Here is a 20,207-nt window from a genome sequence, read left to right on the forward strand (position 1 = left end):
CTCCACCGCGCCCGTTGAGGAGATGCGCATGTCCACCACCGAACTCACCAGCCGTGTCCAGGTGCTCGGCGCCCCGGGCGACCGCTTCGACGAGATCCTCACGCCCGCCGCCCTCGATTTCCTCGGGCGCCTCGCCGGCACCTTCGCCGACCGGTACCGCGACGTCCTCACCGAGCGCCGCCGCCGCGCCCTTCGCCTCTCGTCCGGATCCCCGCTCGACTTCTCACTGGCCACCTCCGCCCTCCGGGCCGATCCGCACTGGCGGGTCGCCCCGCCCGCGCCGGGGCTCGCCGACCGCCGGGTGGAGATCACCGGGCCGCCGGAGCGGCGGATGACCATCGACGCGCTCAACTCCGGGGCGCAGGTGTGGCTGGCCGACTTCGAGGACGCCACCTCCCCCACCTGGGACAACATCATCGGCGGCCAGCTGAACCTGCGGGACGCCATCGAGCGGCGGATCGACTTCACGACGCCCGACGGCAGGGAGTACCGCCTCGGCGACCAGCTCGCCACCATCGTCGTGCGGCCTCGGGGCTGGCACCTCACCGAAGATCATCTCCTCGTCGACGGGCGCCCCGTGCCCGCCTCGCTCGTCGACTTCGGCCTCTACTTCTTCCACTGCGCCCAGCGGCAGATCGATGCCGGATCCGGCCCGTACTTCTACCTCCCCAAGCTGGAGAACGCCTACGACGCCCGCCTGTGGAACGACGTCTTCGTCTCCGCCCAGGATCTGCTCGGCATCCCGCGGGGCACCATCCGCGCCACCGTCCTGATCGAGACGGTCACCGCGGCCTTCGAAATGGAGGAGATCCTCCACGAGCTGCGTGAACACAGCGCCGGGCTCAACGCGGGGCGCTGGGACTACCTCTTCAGCCTGATCAAGATCTTCGCGCATCGCCCCGACTTCTCCCTCCCCGACCGGACGAAGGTCACCATGACGGCACCCTTCCTGCGCGCCTACACCGAACTCCTCGTGCGCACCTGTCACAAGCGCGGCGCGCACGCCATCGGCGGCATGGCCGCCCACGTCCCCGGACACGACGCGCAGGCCGACGGGGCGGCGCTCGCCAAGGTGCGTCTCGACAAGGAGCGCGAGGCCGAGGACGGCTTCGACGGGACGTGGGTGGCCCACCCCGGGCTCGTCCCCTTCTGCCGCGGCATCTTCGACGGTGTGCTGGGCGGGCGCCCGCACCAGATCGACCGCACCCGGGACGACGTGGACGTCTCGGCCGACGAGCTGCTGGCCGTTCGGCGCACCGCCGGGCCACCCACCGAGGACGGCGTCCGCGCCAACATCTCCGTCGCGCTGCGCTACTTCGACGCCTGGCTGCGCGGCACCGGTGCCGTGCTGAAGCTCGCCGACCTGATCGGCCTGGACACCGTGGCCTCCATCGCACGGTCCCTCTACGACGAATTCAAGGAACCCCTCTACGCACCGCCGGCGCTGCTCCTGCGGATGGTGGAGGCGGGGCTGCTCGGCCGCAAGACGGGCCGGGGGTTCCACACATACGACCGGGGCTGAGGGACCCCGGTACGCGGCCGGGGTGAGGGCCCCGGTTGCCGCCGGACGGGCGCGGAGCAGAACTGAGGCTGCTCCGCGCCCGCGGTGTTTGCGGCCGGGCCGGCTCAGCGCACCGTTTGGTCGCCGTCGGGCAGATCCTCGACCGTCACCTTTCCTCGCGGCACGTCGAGTCCGTCCGCCACCACCCTGGCCAGGCCGTCCGGGTCGGGCTCAGTGGGTACGGGTACCTGCGCGCCCTCCGGGTAACTCTCGATCGCCTTGGCGAAGTAGCTCGGATCCCAGGCGCCGACGGCACCCCTGACCTCCACCGCGCGTACCCCACGGCCCCCGATCCGCTGCTTGACCGCGGCGAGGATCCGATCCGACCGGTACTCCCCCGGCACCTGAAACAGGCTGGCGTGCGCGCCCACCATTCCGCCGCCCTGGAGGCGGATGGTCACCGTCAGACAGCTGGTCACGCCGGGGTAGGTGAGGCTGCCACCGGGCCCGACCTCGTCGACCTGCCCCTCGCCGACCCTGATGTTCGTGCTCGCGGGCGTGACGGGCCCCGGGGTACGGGCCGGAGACGTCACCGGCCCCGGAAGGTAGCCGCTCGCGACCGCGGGCCGAGCCCGTGCCATGGCCACCCCGGTGGAACTCCCGTATGCCAGCAGCGCTGTGACGAGTAACCACGCCGTGCCGTTCACTCGCGGTATTCGCATGACTCGTACCCACCGCAGCTGCCCCGTCGACGCCACATTGCCTTGCACCGCCATGACGTGTCTTCTTCCCATCCTGCTTCCGTCCCGCTGTCGTCGCGATTCCCTGCCGACGACGGATAGTTGCAGAGCAGCTCCACCGCCGGCAGACGGGCCTCTCCCCCCCCCAACTCCCGCAGTGCGTCCTGCGCGCGCCAACAGCCCGCGGCTCATCCCGGCCGGCGACGGCCCCCTCTCGATCGCGCTCTCCCGGGACGGCCTCGGGCCGCGCACTGGTCGCCAACCGTACGGCCGCCACGGTCACCGTCGTCGATCCGCACAAGGGCACCGTCGTCAACACCTTGACCACCGGCGCCAACCCCACCACGTCGAACGGCGGACAGCACGGCGTACGTGGCCGAAAAGTCGGGTTCCGGACCCGAGGGCCAGGATGCCCTGCGTCGCTTCCGCCTTGGGCGCTGACGGCCGCCGCCTCAGTCCGGCTCGACGACCAGGCCATGTCGTTCGGTCCACCTGAGCGGCGGTCCGGCATCGGCCGGAACCGGCCTCCCGCATCACACCGTTGACGAGCGCTGCCCTGTGAGAGCCCGGCACGCCGCCGGACCGCTCAAGTCGCCGGAGGCGTTCGTCCCAGGAATACCGTGTCGCCATGGTGCGTGCTGGTAGCCCCCAGGCCGGTCGACCGGGCGGGCCCGCGGCCCCGGGCAGGTCGCGGGCCCCGCTTCTCGCGGTCTGCGCGGGCTACTTCATGGTCATCCTGGACGTGACCGTCATCAACGTCGCCGTTCCGGTGGTGGGACGCGAACTGTCCGCCTCGCTCACCGGGATCCAGTGGATGACGGACGGCTACACCCTGGTCTTCGCCGGCCTGCTGCTCACCGGCGGCGCGCTCGGGGACCGGCTGGGCAACCGCCGGATCTTCTGCACCGGGGTGGTGGTGTTCACCCTCGCCTCGGCCGGCTGCGGACTGGCCCCGAGCGCCGAGACCCTGATCGCCGCCCGACTGGTGGAAGGACTCGGAGCGGCCCTGATCGTGCCCGGCTCCCTCGCCCTTCTCCAACAGGCATACCCGTCACCCGGCGAGCGTTCCCGGGCCTTCGGCCTCTGGGGCTCCATGGCAGGCATCGCCGCCTCCGCCGGCCCCCTCCTCGGCGGCCTTCTGGTCACCACCGTGGGCTGGCGCTGGGTGTTCTTCATCAACCTGCCCGTCGGATGCGCCTGCCTGTGGCTGACGCTGCGCCATGTGCGCGCTTCGGCCCGGCGCCCGGACCGCCCCGTGGACTGGCCTGCCCAGTGCGCGCTGGTCGCCACGGTCGCCCTGCTCACCGCCGTCCTCAACGAGGCCGGACGACGGGGCTGGGCGGACCCGCTGATCCTCACCGGGGCCGGCCTGTGCCTGCTGACAGCCGCCGCGTTCGTGCTGCGCGAGCGCCTGGCCCGCACTCCCGTGCTGCCCTTGCGGCTGCTGCGTTCCCGCCCGATGAGCGGCGGGGCGGCCATCGGTCTGCTGTTCAACTTCGCCTTCTACGGCATGATCTTCACCGCCAGCCTGTACTTCCAGCACCAGCGCGGCCTGACCGCGCTGCGCACCGGGATCGCCCTCTTCCCGGCGGTGGCCATGACGATGTTCGCCTCCGTCCTGTCCGGGCGACTGGCCCGCCGCACCGGACACCGCCCCCTTGTGGTCACCGGCATGCTTCTGGGAGCGGCCGGTCTGGCCGGCTGGGCCGCCGCCGGACCGCATCCGGACTACGTCCTGCTCGTGGGGCCGATGATGGCGGCGGGCTTCGGCACGTCCTTCGCCCTCACCGGCTCGACCGCCACCGTGATGTCAGCCGCCCCCGACACGTACTCCGGCACCGCCTCCGCCCTCTTCAACACCACCCGCCAGGTAGGCAGCGCCGCAGGCGTCGCGCTGGGTGGCTCACTGCTGGCCGCCGTGGCCGGCTTCACCACCGGGCTGCGGACCAGCATGGCCATCGGCGCGGCCGCGTACCTGGCGGCCGCCGCCCTCGCGCTCTTCTGCCTCCCCCGGAAGAAGCCCCACGCCGTCTCCGGCTGAGGGGCCGCGGGCGGAAGGGCCGCGGGCGGGCCGGGTGCCCGGCCCGCGACATGCGCCGTGGCGGGCCCTCCCGGCCCGCCACGGCAGCCCTGCTCCGGAACCACGTCATCTCGGCCGGGCGAAGGCCACGGCGAGAGACGATTCACCCGATGTCGACGAGGAGATCGCCTCCCTCCACCTGCTGGATCTGGTTGATGGCCAGCCTGGCCACCCGACCCGCCTTCGGCGCGGTGATCGCCGCTTCCATCTTCATCGCCTCGATGGTGGCCACCGTGGTGCCGGCCGCCACCTCGTCGCCCTCGGCCACCGCGAGCGTCACCACGCCGGCGAAGGGTGCTGCGACATGGCCGGGGTTGCCCCGGTCGGCCTTCTCCGTCACCGGTACGTCGGCGGCCGCCGCGGTGTCGCGTACCTGGATCGGCCGCAGCTGGCCGTTCAGCGTCGACACCACGGTCCGCAGGCCGCGTTCGTCGGCCTCGCCGACGGCCTCCAGCTCGATCAGGAGCCGTACGCCCGGCTCGAGGTCGACGGCGTACTCCGTTCCGGAACGCAGCCCGTAGAAGAAGTCCTTGCTGTCCAGCACGCTGGTGTCGCCGTACGCCTGGCGGTGCGTCTCGAAGTCACGCGCCGGCCCGGGGAACAGCAGCCGGTTGAGCGTCGCGCGCCGGTCCTTCTCCAGTCCCGAACGGTCCTCCGCGGTCAGTTCCTGCACGGGCCTGGGCTCGGCACGGCCCTCCAGCGCCTTGGCGCGGAACGGCTCCGGCCACCCGCCGGGCGGGTTGCCCAGCTCGCCGCGCAGGAAACCGATGACGGAATCGGGGATGTCGAACTCGTTCGGCGTCGCCTCGAAGTCCGCCGGCTTCACCCCGGCGCCCACCAGGTGCAGCGCGAGGTCCCCGACCACCTTCGACGAGGGGGTCACCTTCACCAGACGGCCGAGAATCCGGTCGGCGGCGGCGTACATCGCCTCGATCTCCTCGAAGCGGTCGCCCAGGCCGAGCGCGACTGCCTGGGTACGCAGGTTGGAGAGCTGCCCGCCGGGGATCTCGTGGTGGTACACGCGGCCGGTCGGCGAGGCCAGGCCCGCCTCGAACGGCGCGTAGATCCTGCGGACGCTCTCCCAGTAGGGCTCCAGGTCCCCGACCGCCTTCAGATCCAGCCCGGTGGGCCGTTCGGAGTGGTCGGTCGCGGCCACGATCGCCGACAGCGACGGCTGTGAGGTGGTGCCGGCCATGGACGCCACGGCGCCGTCCACGGCGTCCGCGCCGGCCCGGATCGCGGCGAGATAGGTGGCCAGCTGGCCGCCCGCGGTGTCATGGGTGTGCAGGTGCACCGGCAGGTCGAACTCGCGGCGCAGGGCGGAGACGAGCGTCTCGGCGGCCGGCGCCCTGAGCAGCCCCGCCATGTCCTTGACGGCCAGGACATGGGCCCCGGCCTCCACGATCTGCTCGGCCAGGCGGAGGTAGTAGTCCAGGGTGTACAGCCGCTCGGACGGATCGGACAGGTCGGAGGTGTAGCACAGGGCGACCTCGGCGACGGCAGTACCGGTCTCCCGTACGGCGTCGATGGCGGGCCGCATCTGCCCGACGTCGTTGAGCGCGTCGAAGATCCGGAAGATGTCGATTCCGGTGGCCGCGGCCTCCTGCACGAAGGCGTCGGTCACCTCGGTGGGGTACGGCGTGTAGCCCACGGTGTTGCGGCCGCGCAGCAGCATCTGAAGGCAGATGTTCGGTACGACCTCGCGGAGTGCGGCCAGCCGCTCCCACGGGTCCTCGGCGAGGAAGCGGAGCGCGACGTCGTACGTGGCGCCGCCCCAGCACTCCAGCGACAGCAGCTGCGGCATCGTCCGCGCCACCGCCGGGGCGACGGCGAGCATGTCCTTGGTACGGACCCGGGTGGCGAGCAGTGACTGGTGGGCGTCCCGGAAGGTGGTGTCGGTGACGCCGATGGCCGGCGACTCGCGCAGCCACCGGGCGAACCGTTCCGGGCCGAGCTCGGCGAGCCGCTGCCGGGAGCCGGCCGGCGGTTCGATGGCGGGCACGGGCGGCAGTTTGGTGATCGGGTCGATCAGCTCGGGCCGTGCGCCGTGCGGCTTGTTCACCGTCACGTCCGCGAGGTAGGTGAGCAGCTTGGTGCCGCGGTCGGCGGAGTGGCGCGCGGTGAGCAGGTGCGGGCGCTCTTCGATGAACGACGTGGTGACCCGCCCGGCCCGGAAGTCCGGGTCATCCAGCACGGCTTGCAGGAACGGGATGTTCGTGGCCACGCCGCGGATGCGGAACTCGGCGACGGCGCGCCGGGCCCGGCCGATGGCCGTATCGAAGTCCCGGCCCCGGCAGCTGAGTTTGACCAGCATCGAATCGAAATGCGCGCTGATCTCCGTACCGGCGTGCGTGGTGCCGCCGTCCAGACGGATCCCCGAGCCGCCCGGCGACCGGTAGGCGCTGATCCTGCCGGTGTCCGGGCGGAACCCGTTGGCGGGGTCCTCGGTGGTGATACGGCATTGCAGCGCGGCGCCGTGCAGGGCGACCGTGTCCTGTGTGAGGCCGAGCTCGGGCAGCGTCTCACCTGCGGCGATACGCAGCTGTGCCTGCACGAGGTCGACGTCGGTGACCTCCTCGGTCACCGTGTGCTCGACCTGGATGCGCGGGTTCATCTCGATGAAGACGTGGTTCCCGTCGCGGTCGAGCAGGAACTCCACGGTGCCCGCGTTGCGGTAGCCGATCTGCCGGGCGAACGTCACGGCGTCGGCGCAGATCCGCTCGCGCAGCGCCGGGTCGAGGTTCGGCGCGGGCGCAAGTTCGATCACCTTCTGGTGCCGGCGCTGCACCGAGCAGTCGCGCTCGAAGAGGTGGATGACGTTGCCCTGCCCGTCGGCGAGGATCTGCACCTCGATGTGGCGGGGGTCGACGACGGCCTTCTCCAGGAAGACGGTGGGGTCACCGAACGCGGACGCGGCCTCACGGGCCGCCGCCTCGATGGACTCGCGCAGCGTGCCGGGGTCCTCGACCCGGCGCATACCACGCCCTCCGCCGCCGGCGACCGCCTTGACGAATACGGGAAAGCCGATGTCCTCGGCGGCACGGACCAATTCGTCCACGTCGGTGGAGGGCTCCGAGGATCCGAGCACCGGTACGCCTGCCGCGCGCGCGGCGGCCACCGCGCGGGCCTTGTTCCCGGTCAGTTCGAGCGTGTCCTTGCCCGGCCCGACGAACGTGATGCCCGCTTCCTCGCACGCCCGCGCCAGGTCGGGGTTCTCGGACAGGAACCCGTAGCCCGGGTACACCGCGTCCGCTCCCGCCTGGCGCGCGGCCCGGACGATCTCCTCCACGGAGAGGTAGGCACGCACCGGGTGTCCCGGCTCACCGATCTCATGTGCCTCGTCGGCCTTCAGCCGGTGCAGTGAATTGCGGTCCTCGTGCGGGAAGACGGCAACGGTTTTCGCGCCGAGCTCATAGCTGGCGCGGAAAGCGCGAATCGCGATCTCACCACGATTGGCGACCAGTACCTTGCGGAACATTCTCGATCCCTTCAGCCTGCCGTTGACGAACACCATGGTGTCGGCGACGAGCAGATCAGACGCCGGACCCGCAGTGACTTATTAGCTGGCGAGGCCCCATGTAACTCAGCAGTAGGTCAGCATGCACCCTGTCAGAATGGCGAAGGATACCGACACCCGCACCCCCGGTGATTCCTTTGGAACCCCTTCTGACCTGCGAAAACACTGGTCAGTCCACCAAGGCTGCACGTGCGGTGAAAGTGGCGCCAATGGATGCCGAAGAGATAAGGAAAGCCATCATTGCAGGCGAGAGGGCACTATTAGGGCAGCAAGTCGGCAAAAATTCGGCATCGGCGCCACCCCCGTAGAAACGGGTCGGATCATACGGCACACCGTACTCCGGAGCTCCTCTGCGCCCCCGCCCGAGCCCGGATACCGGTTGCCGCACGACAAGACAACTTCCCTGAGGGGAACACCCCGCAGATACAACGGAGTTGGGTGTCGCCTACCGCGCCGGGTCCACCGACACGTCGGGCTGCGCAGCCGCCCGGCCTCCTCGCGCCCCCTCCGGGACCGGAGCCTGCGCCTTCGCCCGCATCCGCGACACCGCGACCCCGGACAGGCAGAGAAGGCCACCGAGGAGCGTCAGCCAGCCGGGCACCTCGCCGAGGAACAGCCATGACATGACGACGACGAGCACCGGTACGGCGTAGGTCGTGGCACCCATCTTCCCGACGGTCGTACGGGCCACCGCATAGGCCCAGGTGGTGAACGCAAGGGCCGTCGGGAAGACCCCCAGGTACACCATCTGCAATGTCGCCGACACAGGCGCCCGGCTCACCTGCGACACCAACTGCCCGGCGAACGGCAGGCATGTCACCGCTCCGGCGAGCGCACCGAACGTCGTCACCTGCATCGGGGTGGCGTGCTTCAACGTCGGCTTCTGGAGCACCACACCCACCGCGTACGCCAGCGCCGCGAACAGGCACAGCAGTACGCCGAGGAGAGACGACTCTCCCCCGCCGGACATGGACAGCCCGACCACCACGGCCCCGGCGAACGACACCGCCATGCCCGCCATCAGCTTGGGCGGGAAGCCCTCCTTCAGCAGCCACCCGCCCAGGAGCGCCATCAGGATCGGGCCGACATTGACGACCATGGCCGCCGTTCCGGCATCCACGTGCCGCTCACCCCAGTTCAACGCGATCATGTACGCGCCGAACCACAGGACTCCCGAGGCGACGATGCCGGGCCAGGCCTCACGGGGCGGGAATCCACCACGCCGGGCCAGCAGGATGGCACTCAACACGACAGACGCCACCGCCAGCCTGCCGAAGGCGAGCGCGCCCGGCCCGAAATGCGCAGCGGAACTGCGGATGGCGATGAACGACGACGCCCACAACATCACGGTGACGGAGGCTGCGACGACCGCGCGGCCATCCACCCCGCTCACGGCCCCGGCACCGCCCTCCACTGCCGTTGTTCCCACCCGTCGGCTCACGATTGCACCCTCCCGGAAACTCTGTTTCTGCGTGCGCCCTACCCGCGCACGTGACCTGCAGCTTGCAAGGCCGATGCTTCAATGGCGAACGATTTAATCCTGGGTCGGCCGGTCCGGAGAGGCCGTCGCCGCGAACGGGACTGCCCCCTCGAAGCTTCGAACCTTCGACGGTTCGTGGGTTTTGTCGCGAACCTCGGAGGCCGCAGCCTTTACAGCAGTTCGCTCCGTTTCGGGTGACATCGGCTTCTCCCTACGACGCAGCATTCCGACCGCAATGCCGACGACGACAAGAGCCGTGGCGCAGAACGTCAGCACGGTCATGCGCTCACCCTGGAAAATCCAGGCCGATGCCAGGCCGAATACCGGGACGAGCAACGAGAAGGGGGCAACGGTGGGCGCGTCATAGGTGCGCAGGAGATATCCCCATGCGGCGAATCCGAACAGCGTGGCCCCCCATGCCACATAGAGCGCGGCGCCCACTCCGCTGAGGTTCAGATGCTGTAGCGCCCGCAGGTCCGCGTCCCAGCCTTCTACGGCCACGGAGAGGAGCGCGAGCGGAACGGGCGGCACGACGCTCACCCAGACCATGAACCGGAACGCATCCGGCGGGCCCGCCTTCCGCATCGCGATGTTCGACAGGCCCCAGCACGCCGCCGCGCCCACGACCAGCAGAAATCCGGCAAGCGTGCCGGCCGTCGAGCCCAGCCCGGCCAGCACGATGCCCACCGAGGCAATGACCATGCCGAGGATCTGCACCCGCCGGGCACGCTCCTTCAGCAGCGCCGCGGCGAAGAGCACGGTGAACACCGCCTGCCCCTGGAGCACCAGGGAGGCCAGGCCCGGGGGCAGCCCCACATGCATACCGATGAACAGCATCCCGAATTTCATGATGCCGAGCGTGATACCGACCGCAATCACCCAGCGCCAGGCGACTCTCGGGCGCCCGACGAAGAACACCGCGGGCAGCGCGGCCAGGAGGAAACGCACCGCAGAGAAGAGAAGCGGCGGAAAATCACGCAGCCCCACGTCGATCACCACGAAATTCGCGCCCCACACGGCGGCGACGACCACTGCCAAGGCGACGTGTACGGGCTTCATGCAATGGCTCCTGGGGGACGCACTCCTGCGGGATGTTCCATCCCAACAGCCGCCCTCCGTAAAGACCAGCAAAAGTTACTGAAGGTGGGGCATTAGCATCGCTTCATGTTCGACCTCAATCGCCTGCGTGCGCTGCGTGCCGTGGCCACCCACGGCTCGGTGACGGGAGCGGCCGCCGCTCTGGGCTACACGCCATCCGCCATCTCCCAGCAGATCGCCAAGCTGGAGCGCGAGACCGGCTCCCAACTGCTCGACCGGCAGGGCGGCAAGGTGGAGCTCACGCCCGCCGCCTGGCTGCTCGCGGAGGCGACGGACGAGGTCGTGGCCGTGCTGGAGCGGACCCGCTCGCGCCTGGAGGAACAGCGCGACCAGCCCACCGGGCGCCTGGTGCTCGCCGCGTTCCCCACGGCCTGCCGAGGCTTCACCACCGCCGCGCTCGCCGGCCTCGCCAGGCGCCACCACGCCCTGGACTGCCGGCTGGTGGAGTCCGACCCCAACCGCGCCATCAGCCTCGTCGTACGGGGGGGAGGCGGATCTCGCGGTCGTACACGACTGGCACAGCACCCCGCTGACGCTGCCCGCCTCGCTGTCCGTCGCCGAGCTGGGCGAGGACATCGCCGACGTCGCCCTGCCCGAAGGACACCCGCTCGCCGACCGGGACGTGGTGACCCCGTACGACCTGCGCGAAGAACGGTGGATCGGACAGGGCCCCGGGGCCATGTGCCACGAGTGGCTGGTGCGTTCCTTCTCCGGCCTCGGCGTCGAACCGGACATCGCCTACCAGATCGAGGAGTACGCATCCCAAGTCGCGCTTCTGGCAGCGGGTTTGGGCGTCACGATACTTCCCCGGCTCGGCCGCGTCGCCCTGCCGCCCACCGTCCGTGTCGTACCGATGCAGCCCGCGCCCTCCCGTAGGCTCTCGGCCGTCTGGCGCTCCCAGGCCGACCGCAGACCTGCCATCCACGCGACATTGGCAGCGCTGCGCGGCCACTGGCCGACCCCAACTCCCCTCCGCCCGGCCCGAGAAGCCGAGTGAACGGGCCACCGCCCGTCCGCCGCTGCCCGCCCCGACGGCCGCCGACGCCCGCCCGGCGCCCTGCAACGCCTGCAACCCGCGCGTGATCAACTCCGGAAAGCACATCCGCTGATGCCGCGCCGATGACCTTCGAGCCCGCCTTGGCGAAGAGGGTAGGAACGTCTCGTTCCGCGGCTGCACGCAGGCCCTTGGAAGATCCTCCTGGGCCGCAGAGACCGCCATACGCGGCGCGTAGCCGCCTCGCGAAGGGTTCGCCCGTCCACAGCGGGCGACGAAGGCAGAGAGGAATACCCACTCCTTGCCACTCTCAACTTATAGCGCACCGGGGGTCTTGCGGCAAGGCCCCGGTCGTGGGGCAGAATCGCGGCCGAGGTCAGAAACTTCAGAAATGGGAGATTCACGAAGTGGGTGTGCTTTTGCCGGTGTATGAGTCATGCGGTGGCACCGAGCCGATAGTGGGACGCGCGCTGCGGCTGCGGGCACTCGGCACCGAGGTGCGGGTGTGCGCTCCGTCGGACATGGCGGCAGCGACCGCGGACCGGAGCTGATGACATGAACCCCCTGACCACCAGCGCGTTCGACCTTCCCGACCACCTCTCCCCCAAGGCGGACCCGGCACTGATCGGCGGCGACGAGCAGCACTTCGCGGCCATCGCGGAGAGCCTCGAGCAAGCGATCGCCGAACTGTCCGACCGCCTCGATGCCGAGCGCAGGGCTCCCGGCGGCATCGGCCGGGCGGCGATGGACCGGGACGCGGAGATCCACCGGCTGACCGGCCGCCTGCGCGCCTTGCGTCGCTTCGGTCTGGACCTGTGCCTGGGGCATATCGTCCGTGCGGACAATCCCGAGCCCGTGTACATCGGACGCCTCGGCCTCACCGACAGCGCGGGGCGTCGGCTGCTGCTCGACTGGCGCTCCCCCGCGGCCGAGCCGTTCTTCGCGGCGACCCACGCCGACCCGATGGGCATGGCGAGCCGCCGCAGGTATCGCTGGACGCGCGGCCGGATCAGCGACTACTGGGACGAGGTGTTCACCCCCGACGGGCTCGAAGGGCACGCCGCGCTCGACGACCAGTCCGCGTTCCTCGCCAGTCTGGGCGGCAACCGGTCGGCCCGGATGCGCGACGTGCTCGCCACCATCCAGGCCGACCAGGACGCCATCATCCGGGCCGGGTCCCGCGGCGCTCTGGTCGTCGACGGCGGCCCGGGTACCGGCAAGACCGTCGTCGCTCTGCACCGTGCCGCCCACCTCCTCTACTCCGACCCTCGCCTCGGCCACCGTCGGGGCGGCGTGCTGTTCGTCGGTCCGCACCAGCCCTACCTGGCCTACGTCGCCGATGTCCTGCCCAGCCTGGGAGAGGAGGGCGTGCAGACCTGCACCCTGCGGGACCTCGTCACCGAAGGAGCCGGAGCAACGACCGAGACCGACCCGGACGTGGCCCTTCTGAAGTCGTCCGCGGACCTGGTGAAGGCGATCGAACCGGCCGTCGGCATCTACGAGGAGCCGCCCACCGAGGGGATGACGGTTTCGACCCACTGGTCCGACATCTGGCTGAGCGCCGCGGACTGGGCGGCGGCGTTCGAAGCAGTGGAAGCCGGCACTCCGCACAACGAGGCGCGTGACCAGATCCGGGAGGAGCTGCTCACGATCCTGATGGACAAGGACGACAGCGACGCCCCGCCCGAGCTGCTCAGGAGGTCGCTCCTCCAGGACAGGGAGCTGGCCCGGACCCTCAACCGTGCGTGGCCGATGATCGAGGCGAGTGACCTCGTCGGAGATCTGTGGTCGGTGCCCGCCTACCTGCGCAAGTGTGCTCCCCGGCTCAGCCCTGCCGACGTGCGCAAGCTACAGCGCGCGGATGCCCAGGCCTGGACGGTGTCCGACCTGCCGCTCCTGGACGCGGCACGCCGGCGGCTCGGCGATCCGGAGGCGTCACGACGCAAGCGGCGGCACGATGCCTCTGTGGCCGCCGAACGCGCGCGCAGGGCCGATGCCATCGACGGGCTGCTGCAGAACGTCCTGATCGACGAGAGCGAAGGCGCGGTGGGGATGCTGCGCGGACAGGACCTCCAGGACACCCTGATCGATGAGAGCGCACTGCCCGGCGCCGAACCGGACCTGCTCTCCGGCCCGTTCGCGCACATCATCGTGGACGAGGCGCAGGAACTGACCGACGCGGAGTGGCAGATGCTGCTGCTCCGCTGCCCGTCCCGGAGCTTCACCATTGTCGGGGACCGTGCCCAGGCCAGGCACGGGTTCACGGAGTCGTGGCAGGAACGGCTCGAGCGGGTCGGGCTCGACCGGATCGACGTGGCCTCCCTGAGCATCAACTACCGCACGCCGGAAGAGGTCATGGCGGAGGCCGAGCTGGTCATCCGGGCCGGGCTCCCGGACGCCAATGTCCCGACCTCCATCCGCAGCAGCGGCACCCCCGTCGTCCACGGATCTGTTGCGGATCTGGACACGGTCCTCGACACCTGGCTCGCTGCGCATGCCGACGGGATCGCCTGCGTCATCGGCGACCCCACGTTCCGGGCGACGCCCCGCGTCCGGTCGCTGCCCCCGGAGCTCTCGAAGGGGCTCGAGTTCGACCTGGTCGTCCTCGTCGACCCGGAGGAGTTCGGCAAGGGTGTCGAAGGAGCGGTCGACCGCTATGTCGCGATGACCCGGGCGACCCAGCAACTCGTCATCCTCACGAGCTCCTGACGTCGGCCAGGACAACGTTCCTCGCCGCCAAATACCCCTCGACGACAAGTAGTTAAAAATCTCACCGGCACGAACCGACCGCAACACCGGAAGTCGGAACCCGGATATTCTGAATCCGGCTTCTGGTCCTGGTCATCGAAAGCGAGGGGGCGAAATGTGGTCGGGCAGGCATGACGATTACTTCGAACAGACCGCGCAGATGATCGCCGAGCAGCTACAGCGCAACCGTTCCAGACAGCGCGCCAGAGCCGTCAAGTACAGCAGGGAACAGGCAGAACAGAGCCGCAGAATCGCCCATGAAAACAAGGCCGCCGAACTCGAACGCCTCGCGGTCCTAGGGCAGATCCCGTACGCCGCGTACAAGGCCGGCGTGGCCGCCCTGGAAGAAGACGGCGACGACTTCACGAGGCAATAGCCCTCGGACACTCCGGACCCCCGGCCCACTCCAACGCGGAGTGGACCGCAGCGGTTTGCCGGATACGCCCGGCCGGGGGGCGGGGCCGGCGGCCGCACGACCATGCCCTCGGCCGGTCGCGCGGGCGGCTCTCCGACGGAGGCCCGGGAGATGCCCCGACGCGGTTTTGAGGCGGTTGAGGCACCGTTCGACGGTGTGCCGGTCAGCGGGCCGGGCCGCTCCAGTAAGCGTCGTCCCAACGTGCCACGTCAGGGCTGAACTCGACCTCGATCCGATGGGCGGCATCGGGCGGCAGCGAGAAGGCGTACTTGCCGACGGCTTTCCTGCCGGGCAGGACATATCCGGTGATGACCTTCTGACGGCCGCTTCCGTCGATCACCAACTCGGCCGAGGCGCCGTCGGCGTCATTGACATCGGGCAGGCCGGTCTCGACCTCGATCCGCTCGGTACCGGTGTTGACCACGGTGACCGTGACTTGAACGGCCTTGTTTCCCTTGTCGTGACCGTGGGCGAATTCGTCCGGGGTGAACGGCGCCGGCTTCGACACCGTGACTTTCAGGCCGTTGCCGAAGGTGTACGGCTCGCCGAAGGACAGGTGACGGGCCTTCTCCGCTGCTGCCGCCGACTCCTTGGCCTCATCGGCTTCCTTGACCTTCGCACGAGTGCTGTCGACGACATGTTTGACCGCCACCACGGTGAACGCCGCGCTGCCGGCCGCGATCAGCAGGCCGACGATGCCCAGGACGAGACCGCTGAGGGCCATCGCCCTGTTGGTGGCCAGGCCCTTGCGTGCCTGGCTCAGCCCGACGGAGCCGAAGATCACGGCCAGCAGGGCCGGCAACCAGGTCATCCAGAACAGGATGATGAACAGGCCCAGGACGACGCCGACCAGACCGAGCACCAGGGCGGTGATCGCCATACCGTTACGCGGCTGCGAAGCCTGCATCGGCATCGGGTACGGCGGGCGGGGCACGCCACCCGGCTGGGACGGCGGGGCCCACGGATCGTGGTCCTGCGGCTGAGGGCCCGTAGGCGTGGAGCCGTCGGGAGGTACGGGCGTGGTCATGCGGATTCCTTCGCGCGAGTCGCTGAACTCGGACCGTACCAGACCATTTTCCGTTTTTATTACCTCTCATGGGCGATATCGGTTGCCGGCCGGCCTGCGCCGACGGTGTCGGACCGACGCCCCTGAGAACCCCGAAACCGGCCCGCTCGACGCCGCCGGGCCCCGGCCTCCTCCCTCCCCCCGCCCTCCCTCTCGTGCTGCCTACGGCGCTGTCGTGGCCCCGGCGTACTTCTTGATGAGTTCGTAGGAGCGAATGCGGTCGCGGAGGTCGTAGACGGGAGTGGTCAGCATCAGTTCGTCTGCTCCGGTCTCGTCGGCCAGTTGCGCAAGCCGTTGAACTACGGTCTCGGGTGTCCCGACGGCTTGCTGTGCGCGGAAGCCGGCCAGCGCCTGTCGCTCCTCTTCCGTGAAGGGGTGGGCCGCCGCGTCCGCGGGCGTGGGGAAGGGGATCTCACTCAGGCCTTTGAGGAGACCGGCTTTGACGACGTCCATCGGTCCGACGCGCCACGCGGCTTCTTCTTCCGTCTCGGCACACACGGCCTCCACGCACACCAGCACCCGAGGTTGCTCGCACCAACGGGACGGGGTGAACGCCGCACGGTAACGGTCCAGCGCCGCAAGGGTGTTGTCCGGCCGGATGTGGTGTGCGAGGGCGATCGGCAGGCCGAGCCTTCCGGCGAGAGCGGCACCTGCGGTGCTGGAGGCCAGCAGCCATGGCTCCGGCAGCGGGTCGAGTGCGACTTCGTCGACCAGGAAGGACAGGATCGCGGCTACGTCGTCGTGGTATTCGGCATCCGTCGTCGGTCCGGCTCCGCGGCGCAGTGCGCGCGCGGTGGCCTCGTGGAAGGTGCCGGGGCCACGGCCGATACCGAGGTCGACACGGCCGCGGTGCAGTGCGGCCAGCGTTCCGAACTGCTCCGCCAGCGTGAGGGGGGCGTGGTTGGGTGCCAGTACTCCGCCCGAGCCCAGTCGGATGGCCGAGGTCGAGGCGGCAGCGTGCGCGGTCAGCACGACGGGCGGGAAGGCTCCGATGGCGGGCGAGTGGTGGTGCTCGGCGTACCAGATCCGGTGGTAGCCCAGTTGTTCCAGTCCCTGCGCGAAGGCGGTGGTGTCGCGCAGGGTTTCCACGGGCCGGGTGCCCGTTTGGACCATCGCGACTTCCAGCGCTGAAAGAGGTACGTCGATCATGCCGTCAGCATAGGATCGCGCGTTCGAGAAGGGGCGGCGGTTTCCTTGTTCACGGCCGCGGAGTGCAGGGTGGTGCGGCGAGTTGGCGTGCTGCGGGTCGGACCGGTCGCGGGTTTTTCCTGGGCTGCGACACCGCGCGTCAGGCGACAGCCGGAGGCGCCGGGCCGGCGGGCCTGCCGTACCCACCGGGCGGGTACAGCAGGCCCCGGGCTCAACCCGCGTACGTGAATTCGTCGGCCGTGCCGGTGGGCGACGTGGCCACGCCGACCGTCACGGTGACGTTCACCGTCTTCTCCGGGTCGATCGGCCGCGCCGGCACCGCCGCCGTGATCACCGTCGGGGACGTGACGGTGACCGAGCCCGCAACGGTGTCCTTGAACCGTACGACCGCCCCCGAAGCGAACCCCGAGCCGTTGATGGTGACCCGGGTGTCGGCCTTCCCGCTGCGCGGGGCGACCCCGCTGACCACCACGGGCGCGGGGCCGTTGTCGTAGGCGAACCTCCCCAGCCCGACGGCGGGCGACGTACCGAGGTTGTTGGTGACACGGACGTCGACGATGCCGGTCCCGTCAAGGGCGATGGCGGTGATCCGCATACCGGTCTGGTCCACTTTGAAATCGGTGCACGGGATCGGGCCGAAGTCGACGACGCTGTTGGCGTCGAACCCGCTGCCGGTGATGACGACCTGCGTATTGCCCTGTCCGGCGGTGGGGTTCACCGCGGTCACCACCGGCCCGGCAGGGACGACGGGCGCCCCCAGCAGGGTCAGATATGTGGAGTTGGCGTGCTGGAACGCGACCTGGCCCAGGTAGTCGCCGGTGGTCTTGTTGACGAGCTCCTTGTCGTACATCGAGTAGTTCGCGTTCATCGTTTTGGCGCTTGTGGCGCTGGGCTGGACGTAGGCGTTGCCCTTCCGGAGCAGGTCGATCCCCGTCAGCAGGAGCTTCACCTCTTCGTTGGCCGCCGGGCCCGGGGGCGGATACCAGCTCTTGGCCGTGGGCAGATCGGCCCAGGCCCGCGGGACCAGGTCGTACGCGTTGACGTAGCGCTCGTTCAGGCTCCACAGCCGGGAGTCGACGTAATCGGCGAAGCTCTTCAGGCCGGCGGTGGGGGCGGCGAAGGTGACGAGTGCGAACAGCGGTTTGTTCGCTCCCCAGGTCTGGGCCTGGAGGTACGTGGCCAGCATGGTGGCGATGCAGCCGCCGAGGCTGTGGCCGGTCACGTAGACCACCGGCTGGGGCATGGGCGGCCGGGCCGAGAGGGCGGCGGCGAGTGCCTGCTTGAGGGTCGCGTTGGTAGGGACGGCGACGCCCGGCGAGCCGGGCCGGTCCTCGGGTGCCTGCCCGGCGGCCGCCCCGGTGATGCCGCGCGCGGTGGCGACCTGGGTGAACGCGGCCATGGCGCCGGACGAGACGGCGACGTTCGACGATCCGCCGGCGGTGAAGGGCACCACCGTGCCGACGCCGAAGTCCTCCATCATGTCGGTCGGATTGTCGATCGTCCCGCGGACGGCCACGGCGAACTGGTTGGAGCCGTCGGAGTTCCACGCGATGTACACGAGGTTCGCGTTGTCCGGGCTGAGCGCCAGCCACATCAGCTGCCATGTGCCGTGAGTGGCGAGTGTGACGTCCTTCAGCTGGGCGGTGATGCCGCGCATGGCGCGCTGGGCCTGCTCTTGCAGGGTTTCCCCGAGGGGCGCGGGGTCGCCGCCGTGGCGGCGAGTGCGGAGAGGGTCATGGTGACCTGGGCGGGGGTTTTGCGGCACGCGGAAGCGGCACGCGGAAGCGGCACGCGGAAGCGGCACGCGGAAAGGCCGGCTCGACGCCGTGGGCGCCGAGCCGGCCTTTCCGGTGGTGCATCCCCCTCAGGGGTGTCGAGCCTTCCGCTCAACGGGGCGGGTCAGTCCGTGCCGGACTCCATCGCGGCGCGGTCCAGCCATTCGTCGTCACCGGAGACCTCGCCGCGGGAGGCGATGGCCTCGGCGCCGCCTTCCGGCATGGTGCCGATCAGCCCGGTCGCGGCCGCCTGGGCGGCACCGATGGCGGGGTTGGCAGTGCCGATCAGGCCGAGCCCGGCGTACTGCTCCAGCTTGGCGCGCGAGTCGGCAATGTCGAGGTTGCGCATGGTGAGCTGGCCGATCCGGTCCACCGGGCCGAACGCCGAGTCCTCGGTGCGCTCCATGGACAGCTTGTCCGGGTGGTAGCTGAACGCCGGGCCCGTGGTGTCGAGGATCGAGTAGTCCTCACCGCGCCGCAGCCGCAGCGTCACCTCGCCGGTGACGGCCGCGCCGACCCAGCGCTGAAGCGACTCGCGCACCATCAGCGCCTGCGGGTCCAGCCAGCGGCCCTCGTACATCAGCCGGCCGAGGCGCCGTCCCTCGTTGTGGTACTGGGCGAGGGTGTCCTCGTTGTGGATCGCGTTGACCAGGCGCTCGTACGCGGCGTGCAGCACGGCCATACCGGGCGCCTCGTAGATGCCGCGGCTCTTGGCCTCGATGATCCGGTTCTCGATCTGGTCCGACATGCCCATGCCGTGCCGGCCGCCGATGGCGTTCGCCTCCATCACCAGGTCGACCGGCGAGGCGAACTCCTTGCCGTTGATCGTCACCGGGCGGCCCTGGTCGAAGCCGATCGTCACGTCCTCGGCGGCGATCTCGACCGAGGGGTCCCAGAAACGCACGCCCATGATCGGGTCCACGGACTCCACGCCGGTGTCCAGGTGCTCCAGGGTCTTTGCCTCGTGGGTGGCGCCCCAGATGTTGGCGTCGGTGGAGTACGCCTTCTCCGTGCTGTCGCGGTAGGGAAGGCCGTGGGCGAGAAGCCACTCCGACATTTCCTTGCGGCCGCCGAGCTCGGTCACGAAGTCCGCGTCCAGCCAAGGCTTGTAGATCCGCAGGTGCGGGTTGGCGAGCAGGCCGTAGCGGTAGAACCGCTCGATGTCGTTGCCCTTGAAGGTCGAGCCGTCGCCCCAGATCTGCACGTTGTCCTCGAGCATCGCCCGGACCAGGAGGGTGCCCGTGACGGCTCGGCCGAGCGGCGTGGTGTTGAAGTAGGCACGCCCGCCCGAACGGATGTGGAACGCCCCGCAGGTGAGCGCGGCCAGCCCCTCCTCGACCAGCGCCGCGCGGCAGTCGACCAGGCGCGCGATCTCGGCACCGTAGGTCTTCGCACGACCGGGCACCGAGGCGATGTCGGGCTCGTCGTACTGGCCGATGTCGGCGGTGTAGGTGCACGGGATGGCGCCCTTGTCGCGCATCCACGCGACCGCGACCGAGGTATCGAGGCCGCCCGAGAAGGCGATGCCGACGCGCTCGCCGGCGGGAAGGGAGGTGAGGACCTTAGACATAGGAAGATTATGCATAATCGCGCATGATCATGCAAAGGTTTGGGCCGCCGTCTTGGTGACGGACGAGTGTGTGC

The 20,207-nt window shown here is 70.0% G+C and carries 12 protein-coding genes and 1 pseudogene; 5 read left to right on the forward strand and 8 right to left on the reverse strand.

What is annotated here, in order from left to right; translation table 11 throughout:
• The first annotated feature begins 28 nt into the window (after positions 1 to 28).
• Positions 29 to 1,522, forward strand: coding sequence for a malate synthase A (gene aceB / locus K7C20_RS02335; protein ID WP_078953486.1), 1,494 nt, complete (start codon positions 29 to 31; stop codon positions 1,520 to 1,522).
• A gap of 104 nt (positions 1,523 to 1,626) precedes the next feature.
• Here the strand turns inward: aceB and K7C20_RS02340 are convergent, their stop codons facing one another.
• Positions 1,627 to 2,223, reverse strand: a complete 597-nt coding sequence (locus K7C20_RS02340; protein WP_048829496.1) for a hypothetical protein — start codon at positions 2,221 to 2,223, stop codon at positions 1,627 to 1,629.
• 646 nt (positions 2,224 to 2,869) lie between these two features.
• On the opposite strand from K7C20_RS02340, the gene K7C20_RS02345 reads away from it, so the two are divergent.
• A complete protein-coding gene (locus K7C20_RS02345; RefSeq protein ID WP_078953484.1) occupies positions 2,870 to 4,282 on the forward strand; it encodes an MFS transporter in 1,413 nt (470 codons plus the stop codon).
• A 142-nt stretch (positions 4,283 to 4,424) separates the two neighbouring features.
• Here the strand turns inward: K7C20_RS02345 and K7C20_RS02350 are convergent, their stop codons facing one another.
• The 3 genes from K7C20_RS02350 to K7C20_RS02360 all read right to left on the reverse strand — a co-directional run bounded on the left by K7C20_RS02350 (position 4,425) and on the right by K7C20_RS02360 (position 10,377).
• The gene (locus K7C20_RS02350; protein WP_209444002.1) at positions 4,425 to 7,799 is read right to left on the reverse strand and encodes a pyruvate carboxylase; all 3,375 of its coding nucleotides are present in this window, start codon (positions 7,797 to 7,799) and stop codon (positions 4,425 to 4,427) included.
• 484 nt (positions 7,800 to 8,283) lie between these two features.
• Positions 8,284 to 9,183, reverse strand: a complete 900-nt coding sequence (locus tag K7C20_RS02355; protein ID WP_245171680.1) for a DMT family transporter — start codon at positions 9,181 to 9,183, stop codon at positions 8,284 to 8,286.
• Positions 9,184 to 9,372: 189 nt separating this feature from the next.
• Positions 9,373 to 10,377, reverse strand: a complete 1,005-nt coding sequence (locus K7C20_RS02360) for an EamA family transporter (protein ID WP_063753956.1) — start codon at positions 10,375 to 10,377, stop codon at positions 9,373 to 9,375.
• A 105-nt stretch (positions 10,378 to 10,482) separates the two neighbouring features.
• Between K7C20_RS02360 and K7C20_RS39660 the strand changes: the two are divergent.
• The 3 genes and pseudogenes from K7C20_RS39660 to K7C20_RS02375 all read left to right on the forward strand — a co-directional run bounded on the left by K7C20_RS39660 (position 10,483) and on the right by K7C20_RS02375 (position 14,534).
• Positions 10,483 to 11,413 (forward strand): annotated as a pseudogene (locus tag K7C20_RS39660) (LysR family transcriptional regulator).
• 552 nt (positions 11,414 to 11,965) lie between these two features.
• The gene (gene helR, locus K7C20_RS02370; protein WP_053210064.1) at positions 11,966 to 14,119 is read left to right on the forward strand and encodes an RNA polymerase recycling motor ATPase HelR; all 2,154 of its coding nucleotides are present in this window, start codon (positions 11,966 to 11,968) and stop codon (positions 14,117 to 14,119) included.
• 199 nt (positions 14,120 to 14,318) lie between these two features.
• Positions 14,319 to 14,534: a hypothetical protein gene (locus tag K7C20_RS02375; RefSeq protein WP_150127320.1), complete on the forward strand. Its 216-nt coding sequence runs from the start codon at positions 14,319 to 14,321 to the stop codon at positions 14,532 to 14,534.
• A 202-nt stretch (positions 14,535 to 14,736) separates the two neighbouring features.
• Here K7C20_RS02375 and K7C20_RS02380 read toward each other — a convergent pair whose 3' ends face one another.
• The 4 genes from K7C20_RS02380 to argG all read right to left on the reverse strand — a co-directional run bounded on the left by K7C20_RS02380 (position 14,737) and on the right by argG (position 20,133).
• Positions 14,737 to 15,600 (reverse strand): DUF4190 domain-containing protein, encoded by an 864-nt coding sequence (locus tag K7C20_RS02380; RefSeq protein WP_030081901.1) that lies wholly within the window; start codon positions 15,598 to 15,600, stop codon positions 14,737 to 14,739.
• Between the two features lie 201 nt (positions 15,601 to 15,801).
• Positions 15,802 to 16,788: an LLM class flavin-dependent oxidoreductase gene (locus K7C20_RS02385; RefSeq protein ID WP_053210063.1), complete on the reverse strand. Its 987-nt coding sequence runs from the start codon at positions 16,786 to 16,788 to the stop codon at positions 15,802 to 15,804.
• 211 nt (positions 16,789 to 16,999) lie between these two features.
• A complete protein-coding gene (locus tag K7C20_RS02390) occupies positions 17,000 to 18,445 on the reverse strand; it encodes a lipase family protein (RefSeq protein WP_245171669.1) in 1,446 nt (481 codons plus the stop codon).
• 242 nt (positions 18,446 to 18,687) lie between these two features.
• On the reverse strand, positions 18,688 to 20,133 hold the full coding sequence (gene argG / locus K7C20_RS02395) for an argininosuccinate synthase (protein WP_030081907.1): 1,446 nt from the start codon (positions 20,131 to 20,133) through the stop codon (positions 18,688 to 18,690).
• Between the last annotated feature and the right edge of the window lie 74 nt (positions 20,134 to 20,207).

It is taken from the genome of Streptomyces decoyicus (assembly GCF_019880305.1).
Classification (GTDB): domain Bacteria; phylum Actinomycetota; class Actinomycetes; order Streptomycetales; family Streptomycetaceae; genus Streptomyces; species Streptomyces decoyicus.

Excerpts from the sequence above, each read along its gene's own strand:
- K7C20_RS02385 (WP_053210063.1), bottom strand. The coding sequence starts at position 16,788 with ATGATCGACGTACCTCTTTCAGCGCTGGAAGTCGCGATGGTCCAAACG.
- aceB (WP_078953486.1), top strand. The coding sequence starts at position 29 with ATGTCCACCACCGAACTCACCAGCCGTGTCCAGGTGCTCGGCGCCCCG.
- K7C20_RS02355 (WP_245171680.1), bottom strand. The coding sequence starts at position 9,183 with ATGTTGTGGGCGTCGTCGTTCATCGCCATCCGCAGTTCCGCTGCGCAT.
- K7C20_RS02360 (WP_063753956.1), bottom strand. The coding sequence starts at position 10,377 with ATGAAGCCCGTACACGTCGCCTTGGCAGTGGTCGTCGCCGCCGTGTGG.
- K7C20_RS02375 (WP_150127320.1), top strand. The coding sequence starts at position 14,319 with ATGATCGCCGAGCAGCTACAGCGCAACCGTTCCAGACAGCGCGCCAGA.
- argG (WP_030081907.1), bottom strand. The coding sequence starts at position 20,133 with ATGTCTAAGGTCCTCACCTCCCTTCCCGCCGGCGAGCGCGTCGGCATC.
- K7C20_RS02390 (WP_245171669.1), bottom strand. The coding sequence starts at position 18,445 with ATGCGCGGCATCACCGCCCAGCTGAAGGACGTCACACTCGCCACTCAC.
- K7C20_RS02345 (WP_078953484.1), top strand. The coding sequence starts at position 2,870 with ATGGTGCGTGCTGGTAGCCCCCAGGCCGGTCGACCGGGCGGGCCCGCG.
- K7C20_RS02340 (WP_048829496.1), bottom strand. The coding sequence starts at position 2,223 with ATGCGAATACCGCGAGTGAACGGCACGGCGTGGTTACTCGTCACAGCG.
- K7C20_RS02350 (WP_209444002.1), bottom strand. The coding sequence starts at position 7,799 with ATGTTCCGCAAGGTACTGGTCGCCAATCGTGGTGAGATCGCGATTCGC.
- K7C20_RS02380 (WP_030081901.1), bottom strand. The coding sequence starts at position 15,600 with ATGACCACGCCCGTACCTCCCGACGGCTCCACGCCTACGGGCCCTCAG.
- helR (WP_053210064.1), top strand. The coding sequence starts at position 11,966 with ATGAACCCCCTGACCACCAGCGCGTTCGACCTTCCCGACCACCTCTCC.